19 protein-coding genes are annotated in these 22,491 nt (G+C 63.1%); 8 read left to right on the forward strand and 11 right to left on the reverse strand.

All coding sequences use genetic code 11. From position 1 onward, the window contains the following. Nucleotides 1–7 precede the first annotated feature (7 nt). Both AC1ECN_RS14295 and AC1ECN_RS14300 read right to left on the reverse strand, forming a co-directional pair. Entirely contained in the window at nt 8–1,360 is a 1,353-nt protein-coding gene (locus AC1ECN_RS14295; protein WP_130665973.1) for an LLM class flavin-dependent oxidoreductase, read from the reverse strand. 410 nt (nt 1,361–1,770) lie between these two features. Continuing rightward, a complete protein-coding gene (locus AC1ECN_RS14300) occupies nt 1,771–2,550 on the reverse strand; it encodes an IclR family transcriptional regulator (protein WP_075223775.1) in 780 nt (259 codons plus the stop codon). A 217-nt stretch (nt 2,551–2,767) separates the two neighbouring features. On the opposite strand from AC1ECN_RS14300, the gene AC1ECN_RS14305 reads away from it, so the two are divergent. The 8 genes from AC1ECN_RS14305 to AC1ECN_RS14340 all read left to right on the forward strand — a co-directional run bounded on the left by AC1ECN_RS14305 (nt 2,768) and on the right by AC1ECN_RS14340 (nt 11,074). Next, nucleotides 2,768–3,841 carry a substrate-binding domain-containing protein gene (locus AC1ECN_RS14305; RefSeq protein WP_477953301.1) on the forward strand — a complete coding sequence of 358 codons (1,074 nt, stop codon included), beginning with the start codon at nt 2,768–2,770 and terminating at the stop codon, nt 3,839–3,841. A gap of 34 nt (nt 3,842–3,875) precedes the next feature. After that, nucleotides 3,876–5,390: a sugar ABC transporter ATP-binding protein gene (locus AC1ECN_RS14310; protein WP_477953303.1), complete on the forward strand. Its 1,515-nt coding sequence runs from the start codon at nt 3,876–3,878 to the stop codon at nt 5,388–5,390. Beyond that, nucleotides 5,387–6,349 carry an ABC transporter permease gene (locus AC1ECN_RS14315; RefSeq protein ID WP_477953305.1) on the forward strand — a complete coding sequence of 321 codons (963 nt, stop codon included), beginning with the start codon at nt 5,387–5,389 and terminating at the stop codon, nt 6,347–6,349. The genes AC1ECN_RS14310 and AC1ECN_RS14315 overlap by 4 nt, the downstream gene beginning before the upstream one ends. After that, complete coding sequence (locus tag AC1ECN_RS14320; protein WP_477953307.1) at nt 6,346–7,287, forward strand: ABC transporter permease; 942 nt, start codon at nt 6,346–6,348, stop codon at nt 7,285–7,287. The genes AC1ECN_RS14315 and AC1ECN_RS14320 overlap by 4 nt, the downstream gene beginning before the upstream one ends. Then, nucleotides 7,284–8,240, forward strand: coding sequence for an amidohydrolase family protein (locus tag AC1ECN_RS14325; protein ID WP_477953309.1), 957 nt, complete (start codon nt 7,284–7,286; stop codon nt 8,238–8,240). The genes AC1ECN_RS14320 and AC1ECN_RS14325 overlap by 4 nt, the downstream gene beginning before the upstream one ends. Continuing rightward, nucleotides 8,233–9,543, forward strand: coding sequence for an alanine racemase (locus AC1ECN_RS14330; protein WP_477953311.1), 1,311 nt, complete (start codon nt 8,233–8,235; stop codon nt 9,541–9,543). The genes AC1ECN_RS14325 and AC1ECN_RS14330 overlap by 8 nt, the downstream gene beginning before the upstream one ends. A gap of 37 nt (nt 9,544–9,580) precedes the next feature. Next, complete coding sequence (locus tag AC1ECN_RS14335; protein ID WP_024320306.1) at nt 9,581–9,925, forward strand: RidA family protein; 345 nt, start codon at nt 9,581–9,583, stop codon at nt 9,923–9,925. Nucleotides 9,926–10,060: 135 nt separating this feature from the next. Continuing rightward, entirely contained in the window at nt 10,061–11,074 is a 1,014-nt protein-coding gene (locus AC1ECN_RS14340) for a succinylglutamate desuccinylase/aspartoacylase family protein (protein WP_477953313.1), read from the forward strand. 25 nt (nt 11,075–11,099) lie between these two features. On the opposite strand, the gene AC1ECN_RS14345 is transcribed toward AC1ECN_RS14340, so the two are convergent. The 9 genes from AC1ECN_RS14345 to AC1ECN_RS14385 form a co-directional block, all read right to left on the reverse strand. Then, nucleotides 11,100–12,284: a hypothetical protein gene (locus tag AC1ECN_RS14345; protein WP_477953315.1), complete on the reverse strand. Its 1,185-nt coding sequence runs from the start codon at nt 12,282–12,284 to the stop codon at nt 11,100–11,102. A gap of 119 nt (nt 12,285–12,403) precedes the next feature. After that, nucleotides 12,404–14,239, reverse strand: a complete 1,836-nt coding sequence (gene iolD, locus AC1ECN_RS14350) for a 3D-(3,5/4)-trihydroxycyclohexane-1,2-dione acylhydrolase (decyclizing) (protein ID WP_477953317.1) — start codon at nt 14,237–14,239, stop codon at nt 12,404–12,406. Next, complete coding sequence (locus AC1ECN_RS14355; protein ID WP_477953318.1) at nt 14,236–16,149, reverse strand: bifunctional 5-dehydro-2-deoxygluconokinase/5-dehydro-2-deoxyphosphogluconate aldolase; 1,914 nt, start codon at nt 16,147–16,149, stop codon at nt 14,236–14,238. Before AC1ECN_RS14355 ends, iolD begins: the two co-directional genes overlap by 4 nt. Before the next feature lie 121 nt (nt 16,150–16,270). Beyond that, on the reverse strand, nt 16,271–17,212 hold the full coding sequence (locus AC1ECN_RS14360) for a sugar phosphate isomerase/epimerase family protein (protein ID WP_477953320.1): 942 nt from the start codon (nt 17,210–17,212) through the stop codon (nt 16,271–16,273). A gap of 79 nt (nt 17,213–17,291) precedes the next feature. After that, entirely contained in the window at nt 17,292–18,464 is a 1,173-nt protein-coding gene (locus tag AC1ECN_RS14365) for a Gfo/Idh/MocA family protein (RefSeq protein WP_477953322.1), read from the reverse strand. A 118-nt stretch (nt 18,465–18,582) separates the two neighbouring features. Then, on the reverse strand, nt 18,583–19,488 hold the full coding sequence (locus tag AC1ECN_RS14370; RefSeq protein WP_477953324.1) for a sugar phosphate isomerase/epimerase family protein: 906 nt from the start codon (nt 19,486–19,488) through the stop codon (nt 18,583–18,585). A gap of 93 nt (nt 19,489–19,581) precedes the next feature. Next, nucleotides 19,582–20,394, reverse strand: coding sequence for an ATP-binding cassette domain-containing protein (locus AC1ECN_RS14375; protein WP_024320314.1), 813 nt, complete (start codon nt 20,392–20,394; stop codon nt 19,582–19,584). Between the two features lie 10 nt (nt 20,395–20,404). Further along, on the reverse strand, nt 20,405–21,403 hold the full coding sequence (locus AC1ECN_RS14380) for an ABC transporter permease (RefSeq protein ID WP_477953326.1): 999 nt from the start codon (nt 21,401–21,403) through the stop codon (nt 20,405–20,407). Between the two features lie 111 nt (nt 21,404–21,514). Next, nucleotides 21,515–22,489, reverse strand: a complete 975-nt coding sequence (locus AC1ECN_RS14385) for a substrate-binding domain-containing protein (protein ID WP_477953328.1) — start codon at nt 22,487–22,489, stop codon at nt 21,515–21,517. Nucleotides 22,490–22,491 lie beyond the last annotated feature (2 nt).

A 22,491-nucleotide genomic window follows, 5' to 3' on the forward strand; every position in this document is an offset into this window, starting at 1 on the left:
CCGCTCCTCACTCTGCTGCCTGGAGAGCTGCACGTCCTGCAGCCCATCGATTGCTCGGGAAAGGCAGGCCGAGGTTTTCGCGAAGCGTCTTGCCCTCATAGGCCGTCCGGAACAGGCCGCGACGCTGCAGTTCCGGGATGACCAGATCGACGAAATCGTCGAGCGCCGTCGGCAGCCAGGGCGGCAGAATGTTGAAGCCGTCGGCAGCTTCGTTCTCGAACCATTTTTGCAGCGTATCGGCGATCTGTTCGGGCGTTCCGACGATGGTGTAGTGACCGCGGGCAGACGCGATCCACTGATAGAGTTGGCGAATGGTGAAGTTGTTTTCGTCGGCGATCTGGCGGATGAGCGCCTGGCGGCTCTTCATGCCTTCCGTCGGCGGCGCCGGCGGAAGAGGGCCGTCGAGGTCATAACCGTGCAGGTCGAGCGTGCCGCCGGTCAGACCATTAAGGAGGCCGATCCCGTCCTCTTCGACGATGAGCGAGGTCAGACGGTCGTATTTCTCGCGCGCCTCCGCCTCGGTCCTGCCGACGAAAGCGGATACGCCGGGCATGACGAGGATGTGATCGGGATTTCGGCCGAGACCACGGGCGCGTGCCTTGATGTCCCGGTAGAACTCCTGGGCGGTTTCGATATGCTGATGGGCGGTGAAGATGACTTCGGCCGTTGCTGCGGCGAGCCCGCGTCCGTCTTCGGATTGGCCGGCCTGGACGATGACGGGATGCCCCTGCGGCGATCGCGACACGTTGAGTGGACCGCGCACGCTGAAATGTTCGCCGCGATGGTCGGTGTCGTGCAGCTTCGCCGGATCGAAGAACACGCCGGATTGCTTGTCCCGGATGAACGCGTCGTCCTCGAAGCTTTCCCAGAGTTTGCGGACAACGTCGACGTGCTCGGCGGCGCGGCGATATCGTTCGGCATGCGGAAGCTGCGTGTCGCGATTGAAGTTTTGCGCCGTCAGGTCGCCCGTCGTGGTCACGACATTCCAGCCGGCGCGGCCCTCCGAGATCAGGTCCAGCGAGGCGAACTTGCGGGCAGTCGTATAGGGCTCTTCGTAGGTGGTCGAGGACGTGGCGATAAAGCCGAGATGGGTGGTGAAGGGCGCAAGGGCGGAGAACAGCGTCACAGGTTCGAAGCCGGCGACGCGGGCATTGCCGCCTTCGCGTGCTCCACCGAAACCGACAGCCAGTCCGTCGGCCAGGAAATAGGCATCGAAGAGCCCGCGCTCTGCCGTCAAGGCGAGACGTTTGTGAAACTCGAAACTGGTCGCGCCGTCGGCCGGCTGGTCGGGATGCCGCCATGAGGCAACATGCTGTCCGCCGCCGGGAAGAAATGCCCCAAGTCTGATTTTCCGTGTCATTTCGTGTCCTCTCCGTTTGTCGTCAACAGCTCGGCCTTCCCCAAGGCCAAGTATAAAATTGGCTGTTGGACTGCTAAAATACGTTCTCTATTAATTTTATAGAGAAACTTAATTTCATAGTTTCGGCGGAAGAGTGAATAGATTTCCCGGATTGGCGTGAAATCGGAAATCAACGATCGGGGCGGCTACTTCGGGATATGCGAGCGCAGGCTGGCAGACGGGGTCTACAGGCGTGGCGAAGAGCCCGGCTGAGACGAAATCAGGATTGGTCTTCTTAGTGTCCTGGGCTCGCTGCAACACCGCCGGAGCGAGCATGACCCGATTTGACGAGGGTGCAAAGGAACGCCGGCTTACGCACACGCGCCCGTGCCATCGGACATCAATGCCTTGATGTGCTCAGGGCTTCAGCCTCATTTTGGCCGGGTCGGGGCATGGTCGAGGCCGGCGGCGGCCTTCTTCAGGCAGTCGAGGTAGCGGTCGCGGTTGGCAATGCCATCGTCACGCGGGGTGACGAGGCAGAGCGTTGCGGCGGCATGACCTTCCTCGCCCCGCACCGGTACGGCAAAACAGTGGGTGAAGCTGTCGACGATGCTGTTGAAGGTGAARAGACCTTCACGCTCGGCCTGGCGCACCTCGGCGATGAAGCTTTGCGGCTCTAGCCATTCGCCGTTCGGCAGGCGGAAATCCTGCGGCGGAATGAAGTTCAGGATCTCCTGATCCGACAGATGCGCGACGAGCAGGCGGCCCGACGCCGTCCACGGGATCGGCACCGACTGCCCGACATCCGTCGAAATGCGGAAGGGGCGCGCGCCTTCGCGCATGCGAACGACGGTGTATCTGTTTCCATCCAGCATGCAGAACTGCGCCGTCTCCCGCGTCTCGTCGGCAAGCTGTTCCAGCGTCGCCTCGCATTCGCGGGTAAAGTCGAAATGGTTCTCATAGGCTGCGCCGAGGAAATACAGCTTGCGGCCGAGATAGACACGCCCCTCGCCGCCGGTGAATTCCAGGATGCCATTCTGCAGCAGCAGGTTGACGAGCTCGTAAACCGACGAGCGCGGCGCGCCGATCTGCGCGGCGATTTCATTCGGCTTCAGGGCCTGCCGTTTCTGGCGCAGGAAATCGAGGATCTCGAAGGCGCGGTCGAGCCCTCGGGCGCGTTTGCCGGCTGCTTCGTCCTGAACTGCATCCATTGCTGTCGATCCTTTTTTGTCCGGCCAAGCTTTTCAAGCCGTCTGCCGCATCTGTCAATCGATCCCGTCATTCCCAGCGAATGAAATTTTTGCACCCCTCTTGCGAGGTGAAAAAATCGGCATAAGATCGCCTCGTCCGGTATATAGATCACATGTACATTATATTGGACATAGATGGCAAGCGGTCAACGCTGCCGCACACAAAAAGGGGAACGACATGAAGAATTTTGAAAACGGCATTTCCGCTTCACTGCGCCGCCACCTTCTCGCCGGCGCTGCCGCCGCTGCGGCACTCCTCGTCTTTTCGGCCGGCACGGCCTCGGCCGGCGCCAATTGCATCAAGGGTGACAGGAAGGCGCCCTATACGATCGGCTGGGCGAACATCTATTCGGTGCCGACCTGGATGAAGCAGACCGAAGGCACCATCACGGCTGAAGTGAAGGAGCTGAAGAAGGCGGGCCTTGTGAAGGACCTGATGATCACGGACGCGCAGGGCAACGCCCAGACGCAGATCCAGCATATCCAGTCGATGATCGACGCCAATGTCGACGCCATCGTCGTGATCGCCGGCTCCTCCAACGCGCTTGACCGCGTCATATCAGATGCCTGCGACAAGGGCATCGCCGTCGTGAATTTCGACAGCCTTGTCAACACCGACAAGGTGACGGCGAAGATCAACACCGATTCCAACGAATGGGGCGCGACCGCTGCCAAGTGGATGGTCAGCCAGCTCGGCGGCAAGGGCAAGATCATCATCATGAACGGCCCGGCCGGCATTTCGGTGAGCGACGACCGCCGCAAGGGCGCCCAGCCGGTCCTCGATGCCAATCCCGGCCTCCAGGTGATCACCGAGACGAACACGGAATATAACGTCGCCCCGGCACAGGAAGCGATGACCAGCCTACTCTTTGCCAATCCCGAAATCGACGGCGTGCTGTCGCTCGGCGGCGCGCTATCGGCCGGCTCGGTGCTGGCCTTCGAGCGCCAGGGCCGCGACCAGGTGCCGACGACAGGCGAAAACGCAAGGCAGTTCCTGGAGCTCTGGAAGGAGAAGGGACTGAAGGGCTGGGCCACCATGCAGCCCAACTGGCTCGGCGCGCTGTCCGTTTACACTGCTGTGCAGGCGCTGGAAGGCAAGGACGTTCCGGCCTTCGTCAAGGTGCCGCTGCCTGTCATCGACGACAGCACGATCGGCAGCTACCTCGCCCGGGCCGACAAGTTCCCGGCTGACGGCTATATCTACTCGGACTACGATAAGGCGCTCTTCGACAAGCTGCTTGCCACCAAGTAATCCGCCCAAGTAACTCGGGTTGAGGAAAGCCGTCATGACGGAAGAAAAACCCCTGCTGGAAGCCCGGCAGGTGTTAAGGGGATTTTTCGGCAATCCCGTTTTGAAGGGCGTCGACATCGCCCTTCTGCCGGGCAGGGTTCACGCCCTGCTCGGCGAAAACGGCGCCGGCAAGTCCACGCTGATCAACCTCCTGTCCGGTGCTCTCCAGCCGGACGGCGGTTCCATCCTCGTCGACGGCAAGCCGGTCGAACGCTTCAGCCCGGCGGCTGCGCGCTCGGCCGGTATTGCCGTCGTTCAGCAGGAGCTGAGCCTCACGGCCAGTCTCTCGATTGCCGAAAACATCGGGCTCGGCGCATTTCCGCGCCGGTTCGGTCTCATCGATTACAGAGCGCTCCATCGCGGCGTTCGACACGTTTGCGACATGGTGGGGCTTACCGAGCCGCTCGACATGCCGGTCGCCGACCTCGCGCTCGGCCGCCGTCAGATGGTGGAGATCGCCAAGGCGCTATTCCGCAAGCCGCGTGTGCTGATCCTGGACGAACCGACTTCGTCGCTTTCCGCGCACGAAGCCGGCATCCTTGCCCGCCTGATCGAGACGCTCAAGGACCGCGGCACGGCACTTCTCTATATTTCACACCGCCTCAACGAGGTGCAGGCGCTCTGCTCGCACGTCACGGTGCTGAAGGACGGCCTGGTCACCGCCGACCAGTCGTTGTCCGGCATCGACGGCGAAGGGCTGGTGCGCCTGATGGTCGGCCGCGAGACTGGAGACCTGTTCCCGCCGCGCTCCGTCACCGCACCCGGGGCGATGCGCATCAGCATCGAAGGTTTTTCCGCCGGCATGGTGCGTGACGTCAGCTTCTCCGCCCGCGCCGGCGAGATCGTCGGCATCGGCGGGCTCGTGGGGCAAGGGCAGGAAGACTTGCTGCTCGGCCTCTACGGCGCGATTCCAGCCGCAGCTTCCAGAGCGGAGGTATCCGGCAAACCAGGCCTCCCCGCTGATGTCGGCGAGGCGAATGCCGCCGGCATCGTCTATGTCCCGGCCGACCGCAAGCATGCGGGGCTGGTGCTGCCCCATTCCATCGCCTCCAATCTCATCCTGCCCTCGCTCGGACGGCTCGCCCGCAAAGGGCTGCGCGACCGGCCGGCGGAAACCGGCCTGGTCGCCGATCTGGCGCGCCGGCTGACGATCAAGGGCGATACGGCCCGCCCGGTGCAGACGCTTTCCGGCGGCAATCAACAGAAGGTGGCGCTCGCCAAATGGCTACCGCTCGATCCCTCCGTTCTGCTCCTCAACGATCCGACGCGCGGCGTCGACATCGAGACCAAGCGGGAAATCTACCTGATGCTCCGCGCCTTCGCCGCCGAGGGGCGGCTCGTCATTCTGGCCAGTTCCGATACGCCGGAGCTCGTGCATCTCTGCGACCGTGTCGTGGTTCTGCGCGAGGGGCGCATCGCGGCCGTGCTGTCGCAGGATGAAATCAGCGAAGGAGCGATCGTCGGCGCAGCTATGGGTATCAAGGCCACGACGCAGGGAGAGGCGGCATGAGCACAAGTTCGTCATCCCGGCTCTACGGCGCGATCCAGCTTCGCCGCAACCGCGGCCTTGCCGGCCTCTATCTGGTCGTCGCCGCCTTTCTCATCCTCTATGCGCTGCTCTTTCCCGGCATCCTTTCGATCGGCGGCTTCTCCAAGTTCACGCAGAACTGGTTCCCGCTCGCGCTCGTCACCATGGCGCAGGCGCTGCTCATGCTGAACGGCGGCATTACGCTGGCGATCGGCCCGCTCGTCAGTCTTGGAGCGGTGATCGCCGCGACGACGATGGAAGGAGCGCTCGGCGTGCCGGGCGGCATTCTTGCGGTCTCGCTTGCCGGCCTTTCGATCGGCGCCGTCATCGGCGCCATCGTGACCTATCTGAGGCTTCCTGCAATCATCGTCACGCTCGCCGGCTCCTTCATCATCGGCGGGGTCGCACTTATCCTGCTGCCGCGGCCGGGCGGGTTCATTCCCGATTGGCTGTCGACGGTGCTGGCCGGCCACACGCCCGTCGCCTTCCTGCTGCTCATTGTGATCCTCGTACTCTGGAAGGCCTTTCTCGCAACGCCGCTCGGCCTCGGCATCTACGCGGCCGGCGACAATCCGGTCGGCGCGTTCCGCTCCGGCGTCCCGGTCGAAAAGGTGAAGGTCGCAGCCTTCGCGCTGTCCGGTCTTCTCGCAGCCCTGACCGGTCTCTTCGTTGCTGCGCAGACCGGCTCGGGTGATCCCGTCATCGGCACGCCCTTCACGCTGAACTCGATCGCCGCCGCCGTGCTCGGCGGCGTGGGTTTCCTCGGCGGCAAGGGCACGATGCGCGGCGCGATCTGCGGCAGCCTGCTGCTTTCGGTGATGATCAACGTCATGTTCTTCCTGGGCTTCCCGCCGGTCGCCCAATATGTCGCTCAAGGGCTGATCATCGTCGGCGCAGTCGCCGTTCCGGAACTTCTCGGGCAATGGAGGGCAAGGCGATGAACATCATCAGGTCCGTGTTCCGCAATCCATCGCTGCTGACCTTCCTTCTGGTCGCGCTCGTCTGGATCGCCGCCAGCGTCTCGCTGCGTGGTTTCGGTGCCTATGGCCACCTGCGCTACCTGCTAGAACTCGCCGCGGTGATCGGCATTGCCGCCGCCGGCCAGACGCTCGTCATCCTGATGGGCGGCATCGATCTTTCCGTCGGCGCGGTCATCACCGTCACGGCGATCCTGCTGCCGCTGATCTCGCCCGCCTGGGACCCGACCGGCCTCGCCGGCATTGCGGCTGCCCTTGCCATCGCCACCGGCATCGGCCTGATGAACGGCGCCGGTGCTGCCTATCTTCGCGTGCCGCCAATCATCATGACGCTTGCCATGGCGACCTTCCTGCAGGGCCTGCTCGTCATCGTCGCCGGCGGCAGCGCGGTCACCGTCAGCAACCCGGCGGTCATTCTGCTCGGGCAGCCACGGCCGCTCGGCATTCCCTCGGGCATCATTCTGTGGCTCGTCGTCTCGATCGTCGTCCAGCTGTTCGTCCACCGCATGCCGATCGGCGCGCGTTTCCTGGCGCTTGGGGCGAACCCACTGGCGGCCCGGCTTTCCGGCGTCAGCGTCACGCGCAACACGCTGATCGTCCATACGCTGTCGGGCTTTTTCGCAGGGCTCGCCGGCATTCTCGTGCTCGGCATGAACCGGCAAGGTTATGTCGGCATCGGCGACCCCTACCTGCTGACCTCGATCGCCGCCGTCGTGCTCGGCGGCACCTCGATCCTCGGCGGCCGCGGCACCTATGCCGGGACCATTCCGGGCGCAATCCTGCTCGTCACGACGACGGCGCTGATCACGGTCGTCAACGCCTCGCCCGGCTGGCGCTCGATCATGTTCGGCACGCTGATCCTTGCCCTTCTGCTCGTTTCCGGCCGCGAGGCGCGCCGATGACGGAGCGCTACGAGGGGCCGGTGATCGACCCGCATCACCACCTCTGGGACCTCAGCCTGCAACGCCATCCCTGGCTGCAGAAGGCCGGAACTTCCGGCGAGGAGATGGTTTTCGGAAGCCTCGCGCCGATCCTGCGCGACTATGGCATCGACGATTATCGCGCCGATGCTGCCCGCCAGAACGTGGTTGCAACGGTGCATGTGGAAGCCGGCTGGTCCGTTGCCTACCCATTGGAAGAGAGCCGCTGGCTGGATGGCCTCGACCGCAGCTCTGGCGTGGCGCACCGTTATATCGCGCGCGTGCCTCTCGATGGGCCCGACGCCATGCGCCTGCTCGAGGCGGAAGCGGAAAATCCCGACGTCGTCGGCATCCGCGATATTCTGAGCTGGCACCCTGAAGCGGCGAAGAGTTTTGCTTCGCGCCCGAACCGCATGGGCGATCCCACCTGGCGGGCGGGGCTGGCCCATGCCACCCGGCTCGGGCTGGTCTTCGATCTGATGCTCTATCCCTGGCAGATGAGCGAGGCGCTCGAACTGGCGCGCGCTTTTCCGCAAACGCTTTTCGTGCTCAACCATGGCGGCAGCCCGGCCGACCGGACGGAGGACGGCATGGCGCTCTGGCGCCGTGGCCTGCGGGCGCTCGGCAACGAGCCGAATCTGCGCCTGAAGATCTCCGACCTTGTCGCCTACGACAACGCGTGGACGCTCGAAAGCCTGCGGCCGGTGATCGAGCATTGCCTCGAGTGTTTCGGTCCGGCGCGCGCCATGTTCGCGAGCGACTTTCCGGTCGCGGGCCTGCATGCCTCTTTCGACGAGGTCTACCAGGTTTTCCGCACGGTCGCCGCGCAGCTGTCTTACGACGAGCAGCGCGCCCTGTTCTTTGCCACAGCCAACGACACCTATCGGCTCGGCATCGCCGATCCGGCCGACGCCCGGAGGGGCTGCCATGTCTGACCTTCATATCACAATGGAAAACGTGCTGATCGACGAGCGGGTGCGCGGCTTTCCGCCGGGCAATCCGCCGCTCCCGCTTGCTGCAATCGGCAAGCAGGGATGGAAGCCCTATGACGGCAGGATGGCCCTGCCGCTGATCTCGCTCGACCGGCAGGCGTTCTCCGGCAATGTCGAACTGATGATGGCCTATGTGAAGAGCCACGGCGCCGACATCGCGCCGCACGCCAAGACACCGATGTCGACGGCGCTGGCGGAGGCACTTCTGCCGGCAGGCGCCTGGGGCACGACGGTCGCCGATATCCGCCAGGCCGCCGTCCTGCTCAAGGCGGGACAACGCCGGCTGATCCTCGCCAACGAAATCGGCGGGGCCGCCGCTGCCTGCCGGCTCGCGGCCCTGCTTGGCCACTATCCCGATGCCGAACTCCACATCTTCGTGGATTCGACAGCGCTCGTCGATGCTCTCCGTACCGCATGGCAGGAGCGTGCCGATCTGCCGCCCCTCGGCCTGCTGGTGGAGTTCGGCACCGGCCGCGCCGGTGCTCGCAGCGTCGACGCTGCCGAGGCCATTCTCGAGGCGATCCTTGCCGCGGAGACGCCGGCCTTCCGGCTGACCGGCATTGCCGCCTATGAGGGTGCGGCGGCGACCGCCGATGCGCAAGAGACGATGCGTCGCATCGACGCGCTGATGGCGGTGACATCAGATTTCCTGCCGAAGCTGCGCGCCCGCATCGGCGACGAGCGGCCGCTCCTGGTCACTGCCGGCGGCTCGGTGTTTTTCGATGTGGTGATTGCCAGGCTTTCCGCCGCCATCGCAGCCGATCCCGCCTGCCGTCTGGTGCTGCGCAGCGGCGCGATCTTCTTCCACGATCACGGCATTTACGAACGCGGTCTTGCCGGCCTCGATGCACGCGGCGGTTTCCGCATCGGCGGCGAGACGGTTTCGGCGGCGGCAGGTTTCCGTCCGGCGTTGCGGGTCTGGGCCGAGGTCCTCTCCCGGCCGGAGGCACGGCTGGCGATCTGCGGCATGGGCATGCGCGACGTGGCGATGGACCAGGGCCTGCCGCGGCCGTTGGTGCTATATCGCAATGGGGCCTATTTTGCCGATCTCGAAAGCGCTGAAGTGTTTCGGCTCAACGATCAGCACGCTTTCGTGGCCCTTGCCGACGGCAGCGACGTCGCGGTCGGCGACGTTATCGAGTACGGCATCTCGCATCCCTGCACCTGCCTTGACCGGCATGCCATCCTCTACGGCCTCGACCCGGACCATTCGGTGACCGCGGCCTATCTGACCAGCTTCGGCTGACCTCTCCCTCCAAAAGCAAGAAAAGGAAAACCCGCTTATGATCCAGCGTTATCAGAAAGGTTCGCGTATGAGCCAAGCCGTCAGCTACGGCGGTCTCGTCTATATTGCCGGCCAGGTCGCGGAAAATCGCAAGGCTGATATCGAGGATCAGACCCGCGACGTGCTCGGCAAGATCGACGCCCTCTTGAAGGAAGCCGGTATCGACCGCTCACGCCTCATCGCCGTCAATGTCTTCTTGCCGGCGATTGTTGATTTCGAGGCGATGAACAGCGTCTATGATGACTGGATCGATATCGAAAACCCGCCAGCCCGCGCCTGCACCGAAGCACGTCTGGCCGATCCCGATCTGCGCGTTGAAATGACCGCGATCGCCGCACTCTAACGCATCGACCCGAAAATCGGATTCGATTTTCGGAAAGCACGATGCGTAGGTTGAAAGTGTTACAGCGTCATTTGTGCATCTCAAAAGGACGCGCGGCGCTGTAACGGCATCGCAACCGCCCGCACTGGAGACATCATGCACAGCGGTCTCGTCAATCCGATCGACTTTTTGCGCGAGGGCCGGCAGGCCGGCCACCTCGCCATTCCCTATTCGATCGACCGGTCGCCCTATTATCAGATCCGCATTCCGATCCTTCGCCTGAAAAATGGCGAGGGGCCGTCTTTGCTGCTGATGGCCGGCAACCATGGCGACGAGTATGAGGGCGAACTCCAGCTCGGCCGGTTGATGCGGCTGCTGAATGTCGCGGAAATTCGCGGCGCCGTCACCATCCTGCCGATGGCGAACCTGCCGGCGGTGATGGCGGCCAAGCGCTGCTCGCCCTTCGACGGCGGCAATCTCAATCGGGCGTTTCCCGGCGATCCCAGTGGCTCGCCGACGGCGCGCCTGGCGCACTTCCTCGAACACGAGCTGTTTCCGCGCCATGACGTCGTGCTCGACCTGCATTCGGGCGGCACCTCCATGGCGCACCTGCCCTGCACGCTGATCGAGCGGCAGGCCGATACCGCCCACTTCGAACGGTCCGTTTCGCTGATGCGCGCCATGGGGGCGGCGCATGCCTTCATCGCCGACAACGGGCCGACCGCACCGACATCGATGGGGGCTGCGGCAAGGGCCGGAACCATCGCTCTTTCCGGCGAGTTCGGCGGCGGCGGCACCGTGACGCCTGAGACAATGACCTTCACGGCGGCGGCGATCGACCGGCTGCTCGTCACACTCGGCATCGTCGAGCGTCCGGTCCTGTCACGCATGCCGCTCGCCGAGCCCGGACCGTTGCAACTGCTGTCGCTATCCCGGCACAGCCAGGGCATCTATGCGAACCGCAGAGGCTGGTTCGAGCCGGCCGCAGCCCTCGGCGCCATCGTTGCCGCCGGCGAGCTTGCCGGATCGTATCATGATCTGGAACGCCTGGAGCAGCCGGAGGAAGAGCTGCGCTTTGCCGAGAGCGGCATTGTCATTTCCCACAGGCTGCATTGCGACAGCCAGGCCGGCGACTGCCTGATCCAGGTCGCCGAACCCATCGCATCCTGAGGAAAGGCTCTAAGCGCTAATCGGCTTAAGCGATTGCGTCGACCGCTGCCTTGACCCAGTCGAGACGCTTTGCCGGTATCAGGCCGTAATTGTAGAAGTTCACGCCATCAGCGCCGGCATCGACGGCGGCCTTGGCGCGTGCAGCGAGCACCGCCGGCCCGCTGACCTCAGGATAGAAGACGCGCAGGCCCACCCCGAGGAACTTGCCCGGTCCGATTGCCGCCCGGCCGGTCCGGATGACATCGCCGATGGCATCCGGCTCCATGTCGTAGCAGCAGAGGATCGCCCCGTCGCAGAGCTTGCCGGCGGCTGCCAGATCGACGCCGCCGAGCCAGCCGTCCTTCAGGTCGATGAGCACGATGCGTGTCGCCGGATCGGCGACCGCCTTGATCTCGCCGATCAGGCTGGTCACCGGTTCGCTGCGCCAAGTGAGATAGGCATAGAGATCAGGATGATCGCGAAAGGCATCGATGCCGGCGGCCGGGAAGTCGGGGAATTGCCGTTCCGGGACAGCTCGTTCGCAGAGTTCCGCGATGAAGCGCGCGACCGTTCCGCGCGCGCCTTCGACCGGCACGCCGGACTTTATGGCGCGCGCCGTGCAATGGTCGCAGAAGCAGAGCGAAAGCAGGAAATCGTCTTCGGCGTTGAGCCCGACACCGTCTTTCTCGTGATGGTATTCATGCGCGAATCCCATGAAGTTCGGGCTCTCGAGTTCCACCATATCGGGTCGGTAGTTGGTCGTGATGTCGCGAACAAGGGTGACGGCATAGTCCCGCGCCGCCGGGCTGGAAGGGCAGAGATTGTAATAGTTGGGATTGCCGAAGGCGTTCCGCGTCACATGATCGGGATGCAGCATGCCAAGACGGGTATTGTGTAGGCAGACCGTCCAGCAGGAGACCTTGAGACCCGTCGTGTCGCGCGCCCGGACGAGTGCTTCCAGCATGTCGCCGCGCTCAGTGACATTCCCAGCCATCAGCGGCCGGATCAGCTTATCCCGCCACAGGCTCTCATCCGGTCGGAAGTAGACGGTCCCGTCCTCGGGGAAATAGGCCTTCTGCTGCGGGCTCCGCGGCTGCAGGAACCGGCCGGCGTGATAGGAAGTCGCCAGGCTGACCGTCGTCAGGCCCGCACGGCCGCGAAGCTCGGCGGCAAAGGCGTCGAGCCCCTGGTCCTGAATGTCCCAGGGGTAGGTCCACATGGAAAGATGCATGGCGTGCTCCCGTCAAATCTGTCCATTTTATAGAACACGTGTCCATAATAGTGTCCAGACTGATCTTTGCGCGCAGGCGTCCGCCGTGTGGCGGGAGCATCCAGCCAAGTTGCTGTCCTTCAATCAAACGCGCGTTGATTGGCGGCATTCTCGTTGTAACGCGCGCGCGCCTGCTCGAGCCGCTCCGGCCCCCCGACCTGCGGAACGGCAACGTCCCACCAATGGCCGCCTGCGTCGGTTCCGGGAACCGCATCGGTGTCGATCACCAGAACGCTCGGAATATTCCGTTCCCGCGCCGCCACAATGCGTGCCTCAAGCTCGGCGATGGACCCAATCTTTTCGGCATGGGCGCCCATCGAGGCGGCATGCGCGACGAAATCGATCTCGGGCTGCACGTCGACATTGCAGTCCTTGTACATGTTGTTGAATTCGGCGCCGCCGCAATCGATCTGAAGACGGTTGATGCAGCCGTAACCGCGGTTGTCGGTCAACACCGCGGTGAACGGCACCCGCCGCATGACGGCGGTGGCGAGTTCCGAATTGGCCATCATGTAGGAGCCGTCGCCGACGAAGCAGATGACGTCCTTGTCGGGGCGCGCGAGCTTGATGCCCATGGCGCCCGCCACTTCGTAACCCATGCAGGAGAAACCATATTCCATGTGGTATCCGCCCTTGGCAGATTGCCACAGCACCTGCAGTGCGCCCGGCATGGTGCCGGCCGCGCACATGACCACGGAGTTTTCCTTCGCCACCCGCTGCACGGCGCCGATGACTTGCGCATCGGTGGGCAGGTTTCCAGGTCCGTCCGCCTCCGGCGCCGCCGTCACGCGTTCGACCGTTTTGTGCCAGTCGGTCCTGCTCCCGGCATCGACGCCGGCCCCGCGATACGCCTCGAGCGCGGTGGATAGGCGCGCCAGCGTGACCTTGGCATCGCCGACACAGGGCAATGCCGAATGCTTGGTTGCGTCATATCCGACAAGGTTGATCGAAGCGAGCCGGCGCGAGGGATTGCGGAAAAGCGCCCAGCTGCCTGTGGTGAAATCCTGGAAGCGCGTGCCGATGCCGATCACGAGGTCCGCCTCGGCGCAAAGCGCGTTGGCCGACGCCGAGCCGGTCACACCAGGTGATCCGAAATTCAGCGGGTGCTCCCAGCTGTTGGCGCCCTTCCCGGCTTGCGTTTCGACAAACGGGATATGGTGCTTTTCCGCGAATGCGGCAAGTTCGGCCTCGGCCTCAGAATAGATAACGCCGCCACCGGAAATGATGACTGGCTTGCGCGCAGCCCGGATGGCATCGGCGAGATCTGCGACCTCTCGCGGATCCGGTTCGGGACGGCGGATGCGCCACACCTTCGGTTCGAAAAATGCCTGAGGGTAGTCGTAGAGCTCTGCTTGCACATCCTGGCAGAAGGCCAGCGTAACGGGGCCGCAGCTGCCGGGATCGGTCATGACGGCCAGGGCGCGCGGCAAGCAAGTCAGGAGATGCTCGGGACGGGCGATCCGGTCGAAATAGGCTGAGACCGGCCGGAAGCAGTCATTGGCGCTGACGGTCCCGTCATTCATATCCTCGATCTGCTGCAACACCGGCTCGGGGCGGCGATTGGCAAACACATCGCCGGGTATGAAAAGCACGGGCAATCTGTTGACATGGGCAAGCGCGCAAGCCGTGACCATATTGGTGGCGCCGGGGCCGATCGAGGATGTCACGGCCTGGGCGCGCCGGCGCTTCAGCGTCTTTGCATAAGCGATCGCCGCATGCGCCATGGTCTGTTCGTTCTGGCCGCGCCATGTGGGAAGGGCGTCGCCAATCCCATGCAGCGCCTCTCCGATGCCGGCGACGTTGCCGTGACCGAAGATCGCCCAGACGCCTTCGATGAAGCGTTCGCCATCCTCGGTCATCTGGACCGAGAGCCATTTCATCATGGCCTGCGCGGCTGTCATTCGTACCGTTGTCATTCTGCTGCCTCCTGCACGCGCGCCCGCGCGCCGTCCCAGACCGTGCAAAGCCGGGAATATCGTTTCGCCATCTCTTCGACGGCCTCTTCGTCACTGATCGAGCCCTCGAACCAGCCGCGGGCGACGGAGCCGAAGATTGTCCGGCCGACGGCAAATCCCTTGACGAGCGGGAAGCTTGCGGCAACTTCGAAGCTCGCCTTCAATACGTCCTCCGGCGCATCCAGGCCGAGGACCACGATCCCTCTGGTATGACGATCGTTTTCCTCGATGGCGGCACAGACCTGCGTCCAAGCTTCGGGCTCGTCCATCGGTTCGAGCTTCCACCAGTCGGGATAAATACCTTCGACATAGAAGCGGCGGATCAGCGTCGCGGTTGTGTCCGTGGTGATGCTTGCGACCTTGGAAGGGATGACCTCGAGCAGGAATTCCAACTTGTTGCGGCGCGAGGCCACGTAAAGTCGCCGTACTTCCGCCAGTTGCCGGGCCCAGGTCGCCTCGTCGTCATCCGGGTGGCAGAAGCAGAGCACCTTGACGACGTTCTCGCGCGCCCATTCCGAAAGCCCCCCGCAATCGGAACCAAGCGATGGCTCCAGGCTAAGCGGCCGCGACCCCGGCCACTCGYAGGGTCTGCCGATCCAGAGGCCGGTCCCGGAGGCGGCGTGGAGTGCGCGCCGGCCGATCCGGTCGTCGCAGAGGATTCCGTAGCCGGAACGCCCGTTCTGTACTTTCAGGGCCGCTTCAAGGCAAAGCTCCTTGAAGGCGCCACCCTTCGACGGCGTGTAGCCCGCCATGCTTTCGAGCTGCATCCGGTGATCGAAGGCGAAGACTCGCATCTCGGACCAGACGCCATGCCGGTTGGTCGACCAGTGTATCTGCTCCAGCGCCGGATCATTGCGCAGATCGGGGCGCGTCATGCCGCGCTCGAGGAAGAAATTCAGTTCCTGCAGCGACGGATATGCCGGCGTGCAGCCATGACGAGAGACGGCAAAAGCGCCGCAGGCATTGGCGTATCTGAGCGTGGTCGGCCAATCCTCGCCATCAAGCCAGCCTTTCAGCAGCCCGGCGAAAAAGCCGTCTCCGGCGCCGAGAACGTTGAAGACTTCGACCGGGAAACCCTCGCCCGAAATGCCCTCGTCCAGATTGTCCGGTATTGCATCTTCGAATGCGACCGCCCCTTTGGCGCCGCGTTTGCAGACGAGCGTCGCCGCAGTCACGGCGCGCACGGCCCGCAGTGCCGCTACGGTATCGGTCGTCCCGCCGGCGATGTGGAATTCTTCCTCCGTCCCGACAATCAAATCGAACAGATAAAGCGTCGTCTGGAGCTTTTCGGTCACCTTCCCGCTTGCCACATAGCGGCTTTCTCCCTCGCCATGGCCGGCCACCCCCCAAAGGTTTGGACGATAGTCGATGTCGAGAGCCGTCCTGGCGCCATGCTTGCGGGCAAAGCCGAGCGCCTTGAGCACGGCTGCTTCCGTGCGCGGATGGGAGAGGTGCGTTCCCGTCACCAGCACCGAACGGGCGCTGGAAACGAAAGCCTCATCGATATCCTGCTCGCAAAGCGCCATGTCGGCACAGTTTTCCCGGTAGAATATCAACGGGAAACGTTCCTCGTCCCGGATCCCGAGAATGACAAGCGCCGTCAGCCGCTCGGGATCGGTCACGACGCCCTTGCCGTCGACACCATGCCGGGCAAGCTCCTCGCGAATGAACCGGCCCATATGCTCATCGCCAACCCGGGAGATCAGTGCCGACTTGAGGCCCAGTCGCGCCGTGCCGCAGGCAATGTTGGTCGGACTGCCGCCGATATATTTTTCGAAGGATCCCATATCCTCCAGCCGTCCTCCGACCTGCGCCCCATAGAGGTCGACGCCGGCGCGCCCGATCGTGATCACGTCCAATGTCTTGGTCATGTCGGTTTCCTCGCAATAGTATTGAATTCGGTCATGGTGATCGGGTTGGGCATCGTCGGCCTCTTCACAAGAAACGAACAATGCAAGGGAGCGCGGGCGAACGACCGCCCGCGCCTGTCCATCAGCGGCTGATCGTTGCCTGCAGCGCATCGATGGAGGATTGGATGCCGGCCTCGGTCGACATGGTGAAGTCTTCCATCTCGAGGCTGACCCAATCGTTGTAGCCGACCATCCGCACGACGGAGAAGAACTCCTTCCACCATTGCAGGTCATGGCCGGCGCCGACGGCGACATAGTTCCAGCTGCGATTGGCGACGTCGGTTACGTCCTTGAGCTCGAGCAAGCCGTTGACGTCGGCGAGGCCCCGCTCGATGCGAGTATCCTTGCCATGGCAATGATGGATGGCATTGCCGAGCGCACGGGCGGAGGCGATCGGGTCGGCGCCCATCCACATCAGATGCGACGGGTCGAGGTTCATGCCGACTTTCGGACCGACTTCGTTGCGCAGGCGGAAGAGGGTCTCGGGGTTCCATACGAGCATTGCCGAGAAGTTTTCCAGCGCATATTTTTCGACGCCGACTTCATCGGCGAGCTTGACCAGGCCGTGCCAGAGCGGGAAGGCTCGATCTTCCCACTGATATCGGTCGCGCTCAGGCATCTCGTTCGGCCAGCTCTTGGTGTAGACGAGCCAGTTCGGCACCGTGTCGCCGGGGGCGGCTTCGGGCAGGCCGGACATGGTGACGATCTTCTTCACGCCGATTTCGCCGGCGAGCCGGATGGTGTCTTCCATTTCCTTGCGGTGGCGCTTGCCCATGACACCCGGATCGAGCGGGTTTGCCGAGCAATTCAGCGCGGCGATTTCCAGGCCGCGGGCTTCGATTTCCTTCAGCCTGGTCTTGAGCAGGCCCCTGTCGGCCAGCAGCTCGTCCGCACGGAAGTGCGGCCCGCGCGACCAGCCGCCGCCGGTCATCTCGATACCCTCGACACCAAGTTTGACGCATTTGTCGAGCATGTCCGTGAAGGAGAGGTCGCCCATCACGTCGGTGCAGATCGATAGTTTCATGTCATTGTCTTTCTAAAAAAGGGTGTCGGGGACGCGCCTGGGAGGAGGATGGAGGAGATCCGACGCGCCCCCTGATCGATCACTTGAACTCGACCCAGGCCGAACCTGCGTCCGCCGAGCGAACGCAGTTTTCCAGCCAGCGCACACCTTCGGTGCCGGCTTCGATGCCGGGATAATGATGGCCCTTGAGGAATGCCTCGTCGCCGCGGCGTTTTGCGTCGATCGCCTTCGCGATCCAGAGGTAGATGTTCGCCCAGCTGTCGCCGAGGCCCTCGGTATGCAGCGCGCCCATGCGATCGTAGGCGAGGCTTTCCTCTTCGAGGTAGGGCATGCCGTGATGCAAAGTACGGTTCGGTTCACCCTGCACTTCGTAAATCAACTGGTCGGGATGGGAATCGGACCATTCGACGGAGGCCTTGGAGCCGACGAAACGGTAGCGCTGCGAACCCATATTCCCGGCATCCACCGAGGACACCCAAAGACGGCCGCGGGCGCCGTTGTCGTAATGCATGAGAACGGTCGCGTGGTCTTCCAGCGGCGCACGGGTCGGAATGAAGGCCTTGCGGTCGCAGAGCAGCTTTTCGATCTTCATTTGCGGCAGCACCACTTCKGAGAGATAGTAGAGGTGCGTGCCGATATCGCCCAGAACGAAGGTCGGGCCAGCCGTCTTGGGATTGGTGCGCCATTTCACGGCTTCGCCGGCGCCGACATCGTCGCCCGCGTTAAAGCCGTGGGTATATTGCATGTCGACGATGCGGATATCGCCGAGCATGCCCTTCTTGACCATCGCCGCCATCTGATGAACCAGCGGATGGCCGGTGAAGCCGTAGGTGACACCGACGATCAGGCCCTTCTCTTTCGCCAGCCTGGCGACCTCGTCGCATTCGGCGACGGTGAAGAACAGCGGCTTTTCGCAAATGACGTGAAGACCGGCTTCCAGGCACGCCTTGGTGATCTCGTAATGGGTGAAGTTCGGCGTGGCGATCGAGACGACCTCGACACCGTCCTCACGCCCGGCCTCCTTGGCGATCAGCTCCTTATAGTCGCCATAGCACCTGTCCGCAGCGACGCCGATCTGCGTGCCGAAGTCGCGTCCGCGTTCGGCGTCGAGATCGAAGGCTCCGCAGATGAGCCGGTAGGTGCCGTCCCGCTGGGCGCCGGTTCTATGCTTGTAGCCTACCTGCCCGGTGCGGCCGCCGCCGACCATGCCCCAGCGCAGGGGGCGCTCGATGGATCTTTCTCCGTTGATCATCTTCTGTCCTTCCAGGAATGATGTCTGTGATGTTTGAGCGTTCCGGGCAGAACCCCGGTCGCGGTCGCTTGCGCCAATCGCCTGGCTGCATCGCGAACCGCTAGAGGGGCATCGCGCGTTATTTCGCGGTCCAATATTTGTCGACAAAGCGCTGCATTTCGGCGCGCATGAACTTGCCGGAGTGGTCGGCCTTGTCCTCCCAGGCGAAGACGCATGCGGTCATGATGCCGTCGAACCCGATCTCCGCCAGCGTGCTGAAGAAGTCTTCCCAGGGAACCTCGCCCTGGCCGATGTTCAGGTGCTGATGCACCCTGGCCTGCGTGCCCGGAGGGTTGAGGATGTAGCGGAGCCCCGAAGAGGCCTTGTGATTGAAAGTGTCGCCGACATGGACATGGGCGAGCACGTCCTTTGCTTCCCGGAGCATCGCCCTGGTATCATCGCCGAAGTAGAAGGTATGCGGCGCGCAATAGAGGAACTTGACGTTCTTCGAGTTGACCGTCCTGATGATATCGAGCGCCGGCTGCAAGGTTTCGCACCAATCCTCGGGATGCGGTTCGACGTGCAGGTTGATGCCTTCCTTTTCAAAGATCGGCACCAATTCTTCCATCGAGCGCCACCAGGCGTCTTCGCAGGCCTCGATCATGGAACCGGTATGGCAGCAGTAGCACGAACCCTTGTCCGGATGGGGCCCGCGGCCGAATTCCGAGTTCATCGTGTCGACGCCGAGTTCGACACTGATCTCGATGGCGCGCTTCCAGTGCTTGACGGCAGCTTGCCGCTCGTTTTCATCGTTCGAGGCCCACCGATACATCGGCAGGATCGAGGCAATGCCGACATTGGCATCGGAGAGCGCTTTCTTGAATGCCTTGGCGCGGGCCGGAAACACGCGCGGCGCCTTGAACCACTCGAGAAAATCGGCCCGGGGGCTGAGCTCTATCCACTCGTATCCGAGTTCAGCCACTTTCGAGGGCAATTCTTCGAGTGAGAGGTGGCGATGCATAAAGGGATCGATTGCAATCTTCATGGCTGTTTACCCGTCCGATGATTGTGCTGGGCCATCCCGCCGGGGTAGGCGAGCTCTTTAGAGTTTCTGGAGTTCATCCGTTTCGACGGCTGGTCAGACCGGCGGGGGATGTCCGCTATGCGCCGTCGAGTACGCTTCGATTTCGGCTTCGAGTTCGGCCATGGCCTCGCCTCCTGCCATCAGGTCGGTAATCTCTTCGCGCGTCTTTTCACCCTTGCGGAAGTCGGCCGCCTTCGCACCCTTGATGAGCACCGCGAAGTGGTCTCCCACCGTCATGGCGTGAATGACGTTGTGAGTGATGAAAATGACGGCGAGACCGCGACGGCGCGCTTCCAGGACGATACGCAGCACATGCGCCGCCTCCTTGACGCCGAGAGCGGCGGTCGGCTCGTCGAGGATCAGCACCCGGGCGCCGAAGTGGACGGCTCGGGCGATTGCCAGAGATTGCCGCTCCCCGCCCGACAGGCCGCCGATCAGGCGGTCGCCATCGTCGATGCGGGTGATGCCGAACTCGCGCACGGCCTTGACCGCGATTTCATTGGCTGCCTTGCGATCGTAGATTTTGAACGGGCCGAAGCCCTTGGTCAGTTCCCGCCCCACGAAGAACGAACGGCCGATGCTCATCAGCGGAAAGGTGCCGCCGAACTGATGAACCGTTGCGATGCCGAGGTCTGCAGCTTCGCGCGGATTCTGGAAGACGATCGGTCGGCCTTCGAACTTCACCGCGCCGGTCGTCGGCTTGTAGACACCGGCAAAGGTCTTGATCAGGGTGGACTTTCCCGCACCGTTGTCACCCAGCAGGCAAAGCACTTCACCGGGATGGACGCTCAATGTGATGTCATAGAGCACATCGATCGGGCCGAAGGACTTGTTGACGTTTTCAAGTTCAAGAATTGGGCCAGCCATGTCTCAGCTCTCACTTCTTCTTCTTGGGTGAATAGGTCAGCGCCATCTGGCGGAACGTATTGTTCATGAGGACGGCCACGAGCAGCATCACGCCGATGATCAGGCTCGACCAGTTGCGGTCGAAGGTCGTGAAATAGATGCCTTGGTTGACGACGGCGAAGGTGATCGTGCCGAAGAAGATCCCGATCACCGACCCGAACCCTCCGGTCAGCAGCACACCTCCGACGACGACCGAGATGATCGAGTTGAAGATGAATGTCATTCCGCCCGAAACCTGCGCGGAATTGAACAGGATGGCCTGACACATGCCGACGAAGGACGCGCTCATCGCCGAGAGGACGAAGAGGACCATCGTCAGACGGGTCGTCGGAATGCCGGCGTTGCGGGCACTGACCTTGTCTCCGCCCATCGCGAAAATCCAGTTCCCGTAAGGCGAGAAGTGAATGAAGAAGATGAAGATCGCTGTGATGGCCACCCACCATAGAATGATCACCTGAAACGACCCGGCCAGGAACTGCCCGAAAAGGAACTTTGCCCAGGGGTCGGCCGTCAGCGCCACGCTCGTGGTGCCGGTGACGAGAACCGAGGTGCCAAGCATCAGGCCCTGTACAGCAAAGAGGGTACCGAGCGTTACGATCAGCGACGGCACGGCTGTGTGCACGACGAGGTAGCCGTTGACCAGCCCGACCATGAGGCCGAAGGCAAGCGCACCGAGCATTCCGACCCACATGGGAAGATCGTAGTAGCCCGAGAGGACCGCAACCGTCATGGAGCCGGCGGGGATCATCGCGCCAATCGAAATGTCGAGATCGCCTGCGATCATCAAAAGTCCGATGGGAAGAGCGATAATGCCGAGATTGGCGGCGACGTTGAGCCAGCTTGCGGCGCCGGCGGGCTCCRGGAACTTGGTGCTGCCGAATACGACGAAGAACACGAGGACGCCGACAAGTCCGAGGAATGCACCCGCCTCGGGACGGCGCAACAGGTTGCCGAATGAAAGATTGTTCATATGCCTACCCCAGTTTGGGCGTGAATCTCCAGGCGCGCGGACGCGGTTGTCCGCACGCTCGATAAACTTCGACCCGCGGATATCCCGCGGGCCGGAGCCCGTTTCGAACGATCAGCGAGCGCCTTCCTTGACGCCGGCCAGGGTGGCGTCGATGTTCGACGCATCGACGATGCCCGGGCCGGTCAGCACCGGTGCGGTCGGCAGGTTGGTGCCGTAGTCGATATGCGCGGCGAGAAGCGAAACCCCCAGCAGCGACTGCAGGTAAGGCTGCTGGTCGATTGCAAAGGTCTGCGAACCGTCCTTGATGCGGGCAAGCCCCGAGGCGTTCAGGTCGAAGGTGCCATGCGCGACCTTGCCGACTTTGTTTGCCTGAGCGATCCCGCTTGCAGCCGCATCAGCGTCGGAAGCCCCAACATTGAGGACGCCGTCGATGGTGTCGTCCTGGAGCAGTGTCGCCTTGACGGCTTCGGCGATTGCCGTCTGATCACCGAAGCTGGTCGCCGGCAACGGCAGCTGCTTGCCGGCACCGCCCTTTCCGGTAATGCCGTCGATGACACCCTTGCAACGGGCCCCCTGGTTTGCCGCACCCGGGAGCGTGTTGACGCAGATGACATTTTTCGCACCCTTGGACGCGAAATATTCGCCGCCTGCCTTGCCGGCCGTGTATTCATCAGAGCCGACATAGTTGATCGCGCCAAGCTCGCGCGCTTTGTCGATGTTGCCGGCATTCATCAGGATAACTTTGATGCCCGCGGTGACGGCAGCCTTGATGGCCTCGTCTTCTGCCTCGGGCACCCAGTCGGGCACCACGATACCGGTCACGCCCTGGCTGATGGCCGTGCGGACGAGCTGGGCGGCGTCAGGCCCGAGATTGTCGTAGGTCTGCAGCTGCAGATAGCTGACGGAGCCGCCATTCTTCTCGACGACGAGCCGGGCGTCATCGACGCCCTTCTTGATACGGCTCCAGAATTCGTCGTCGGTCTTGCCGCCGACGACAGCAATATTCGCGGCCATGACAGAAGAAGCGCCAAGAACCAAAACAGCGCCAGCCAGCAGCCCGCGTACGGCGCGCATTGAAAAACTCATGT

It is taken from the genome of Rhizobium sp. 01N447_2 (assembly GCF_056399245.1).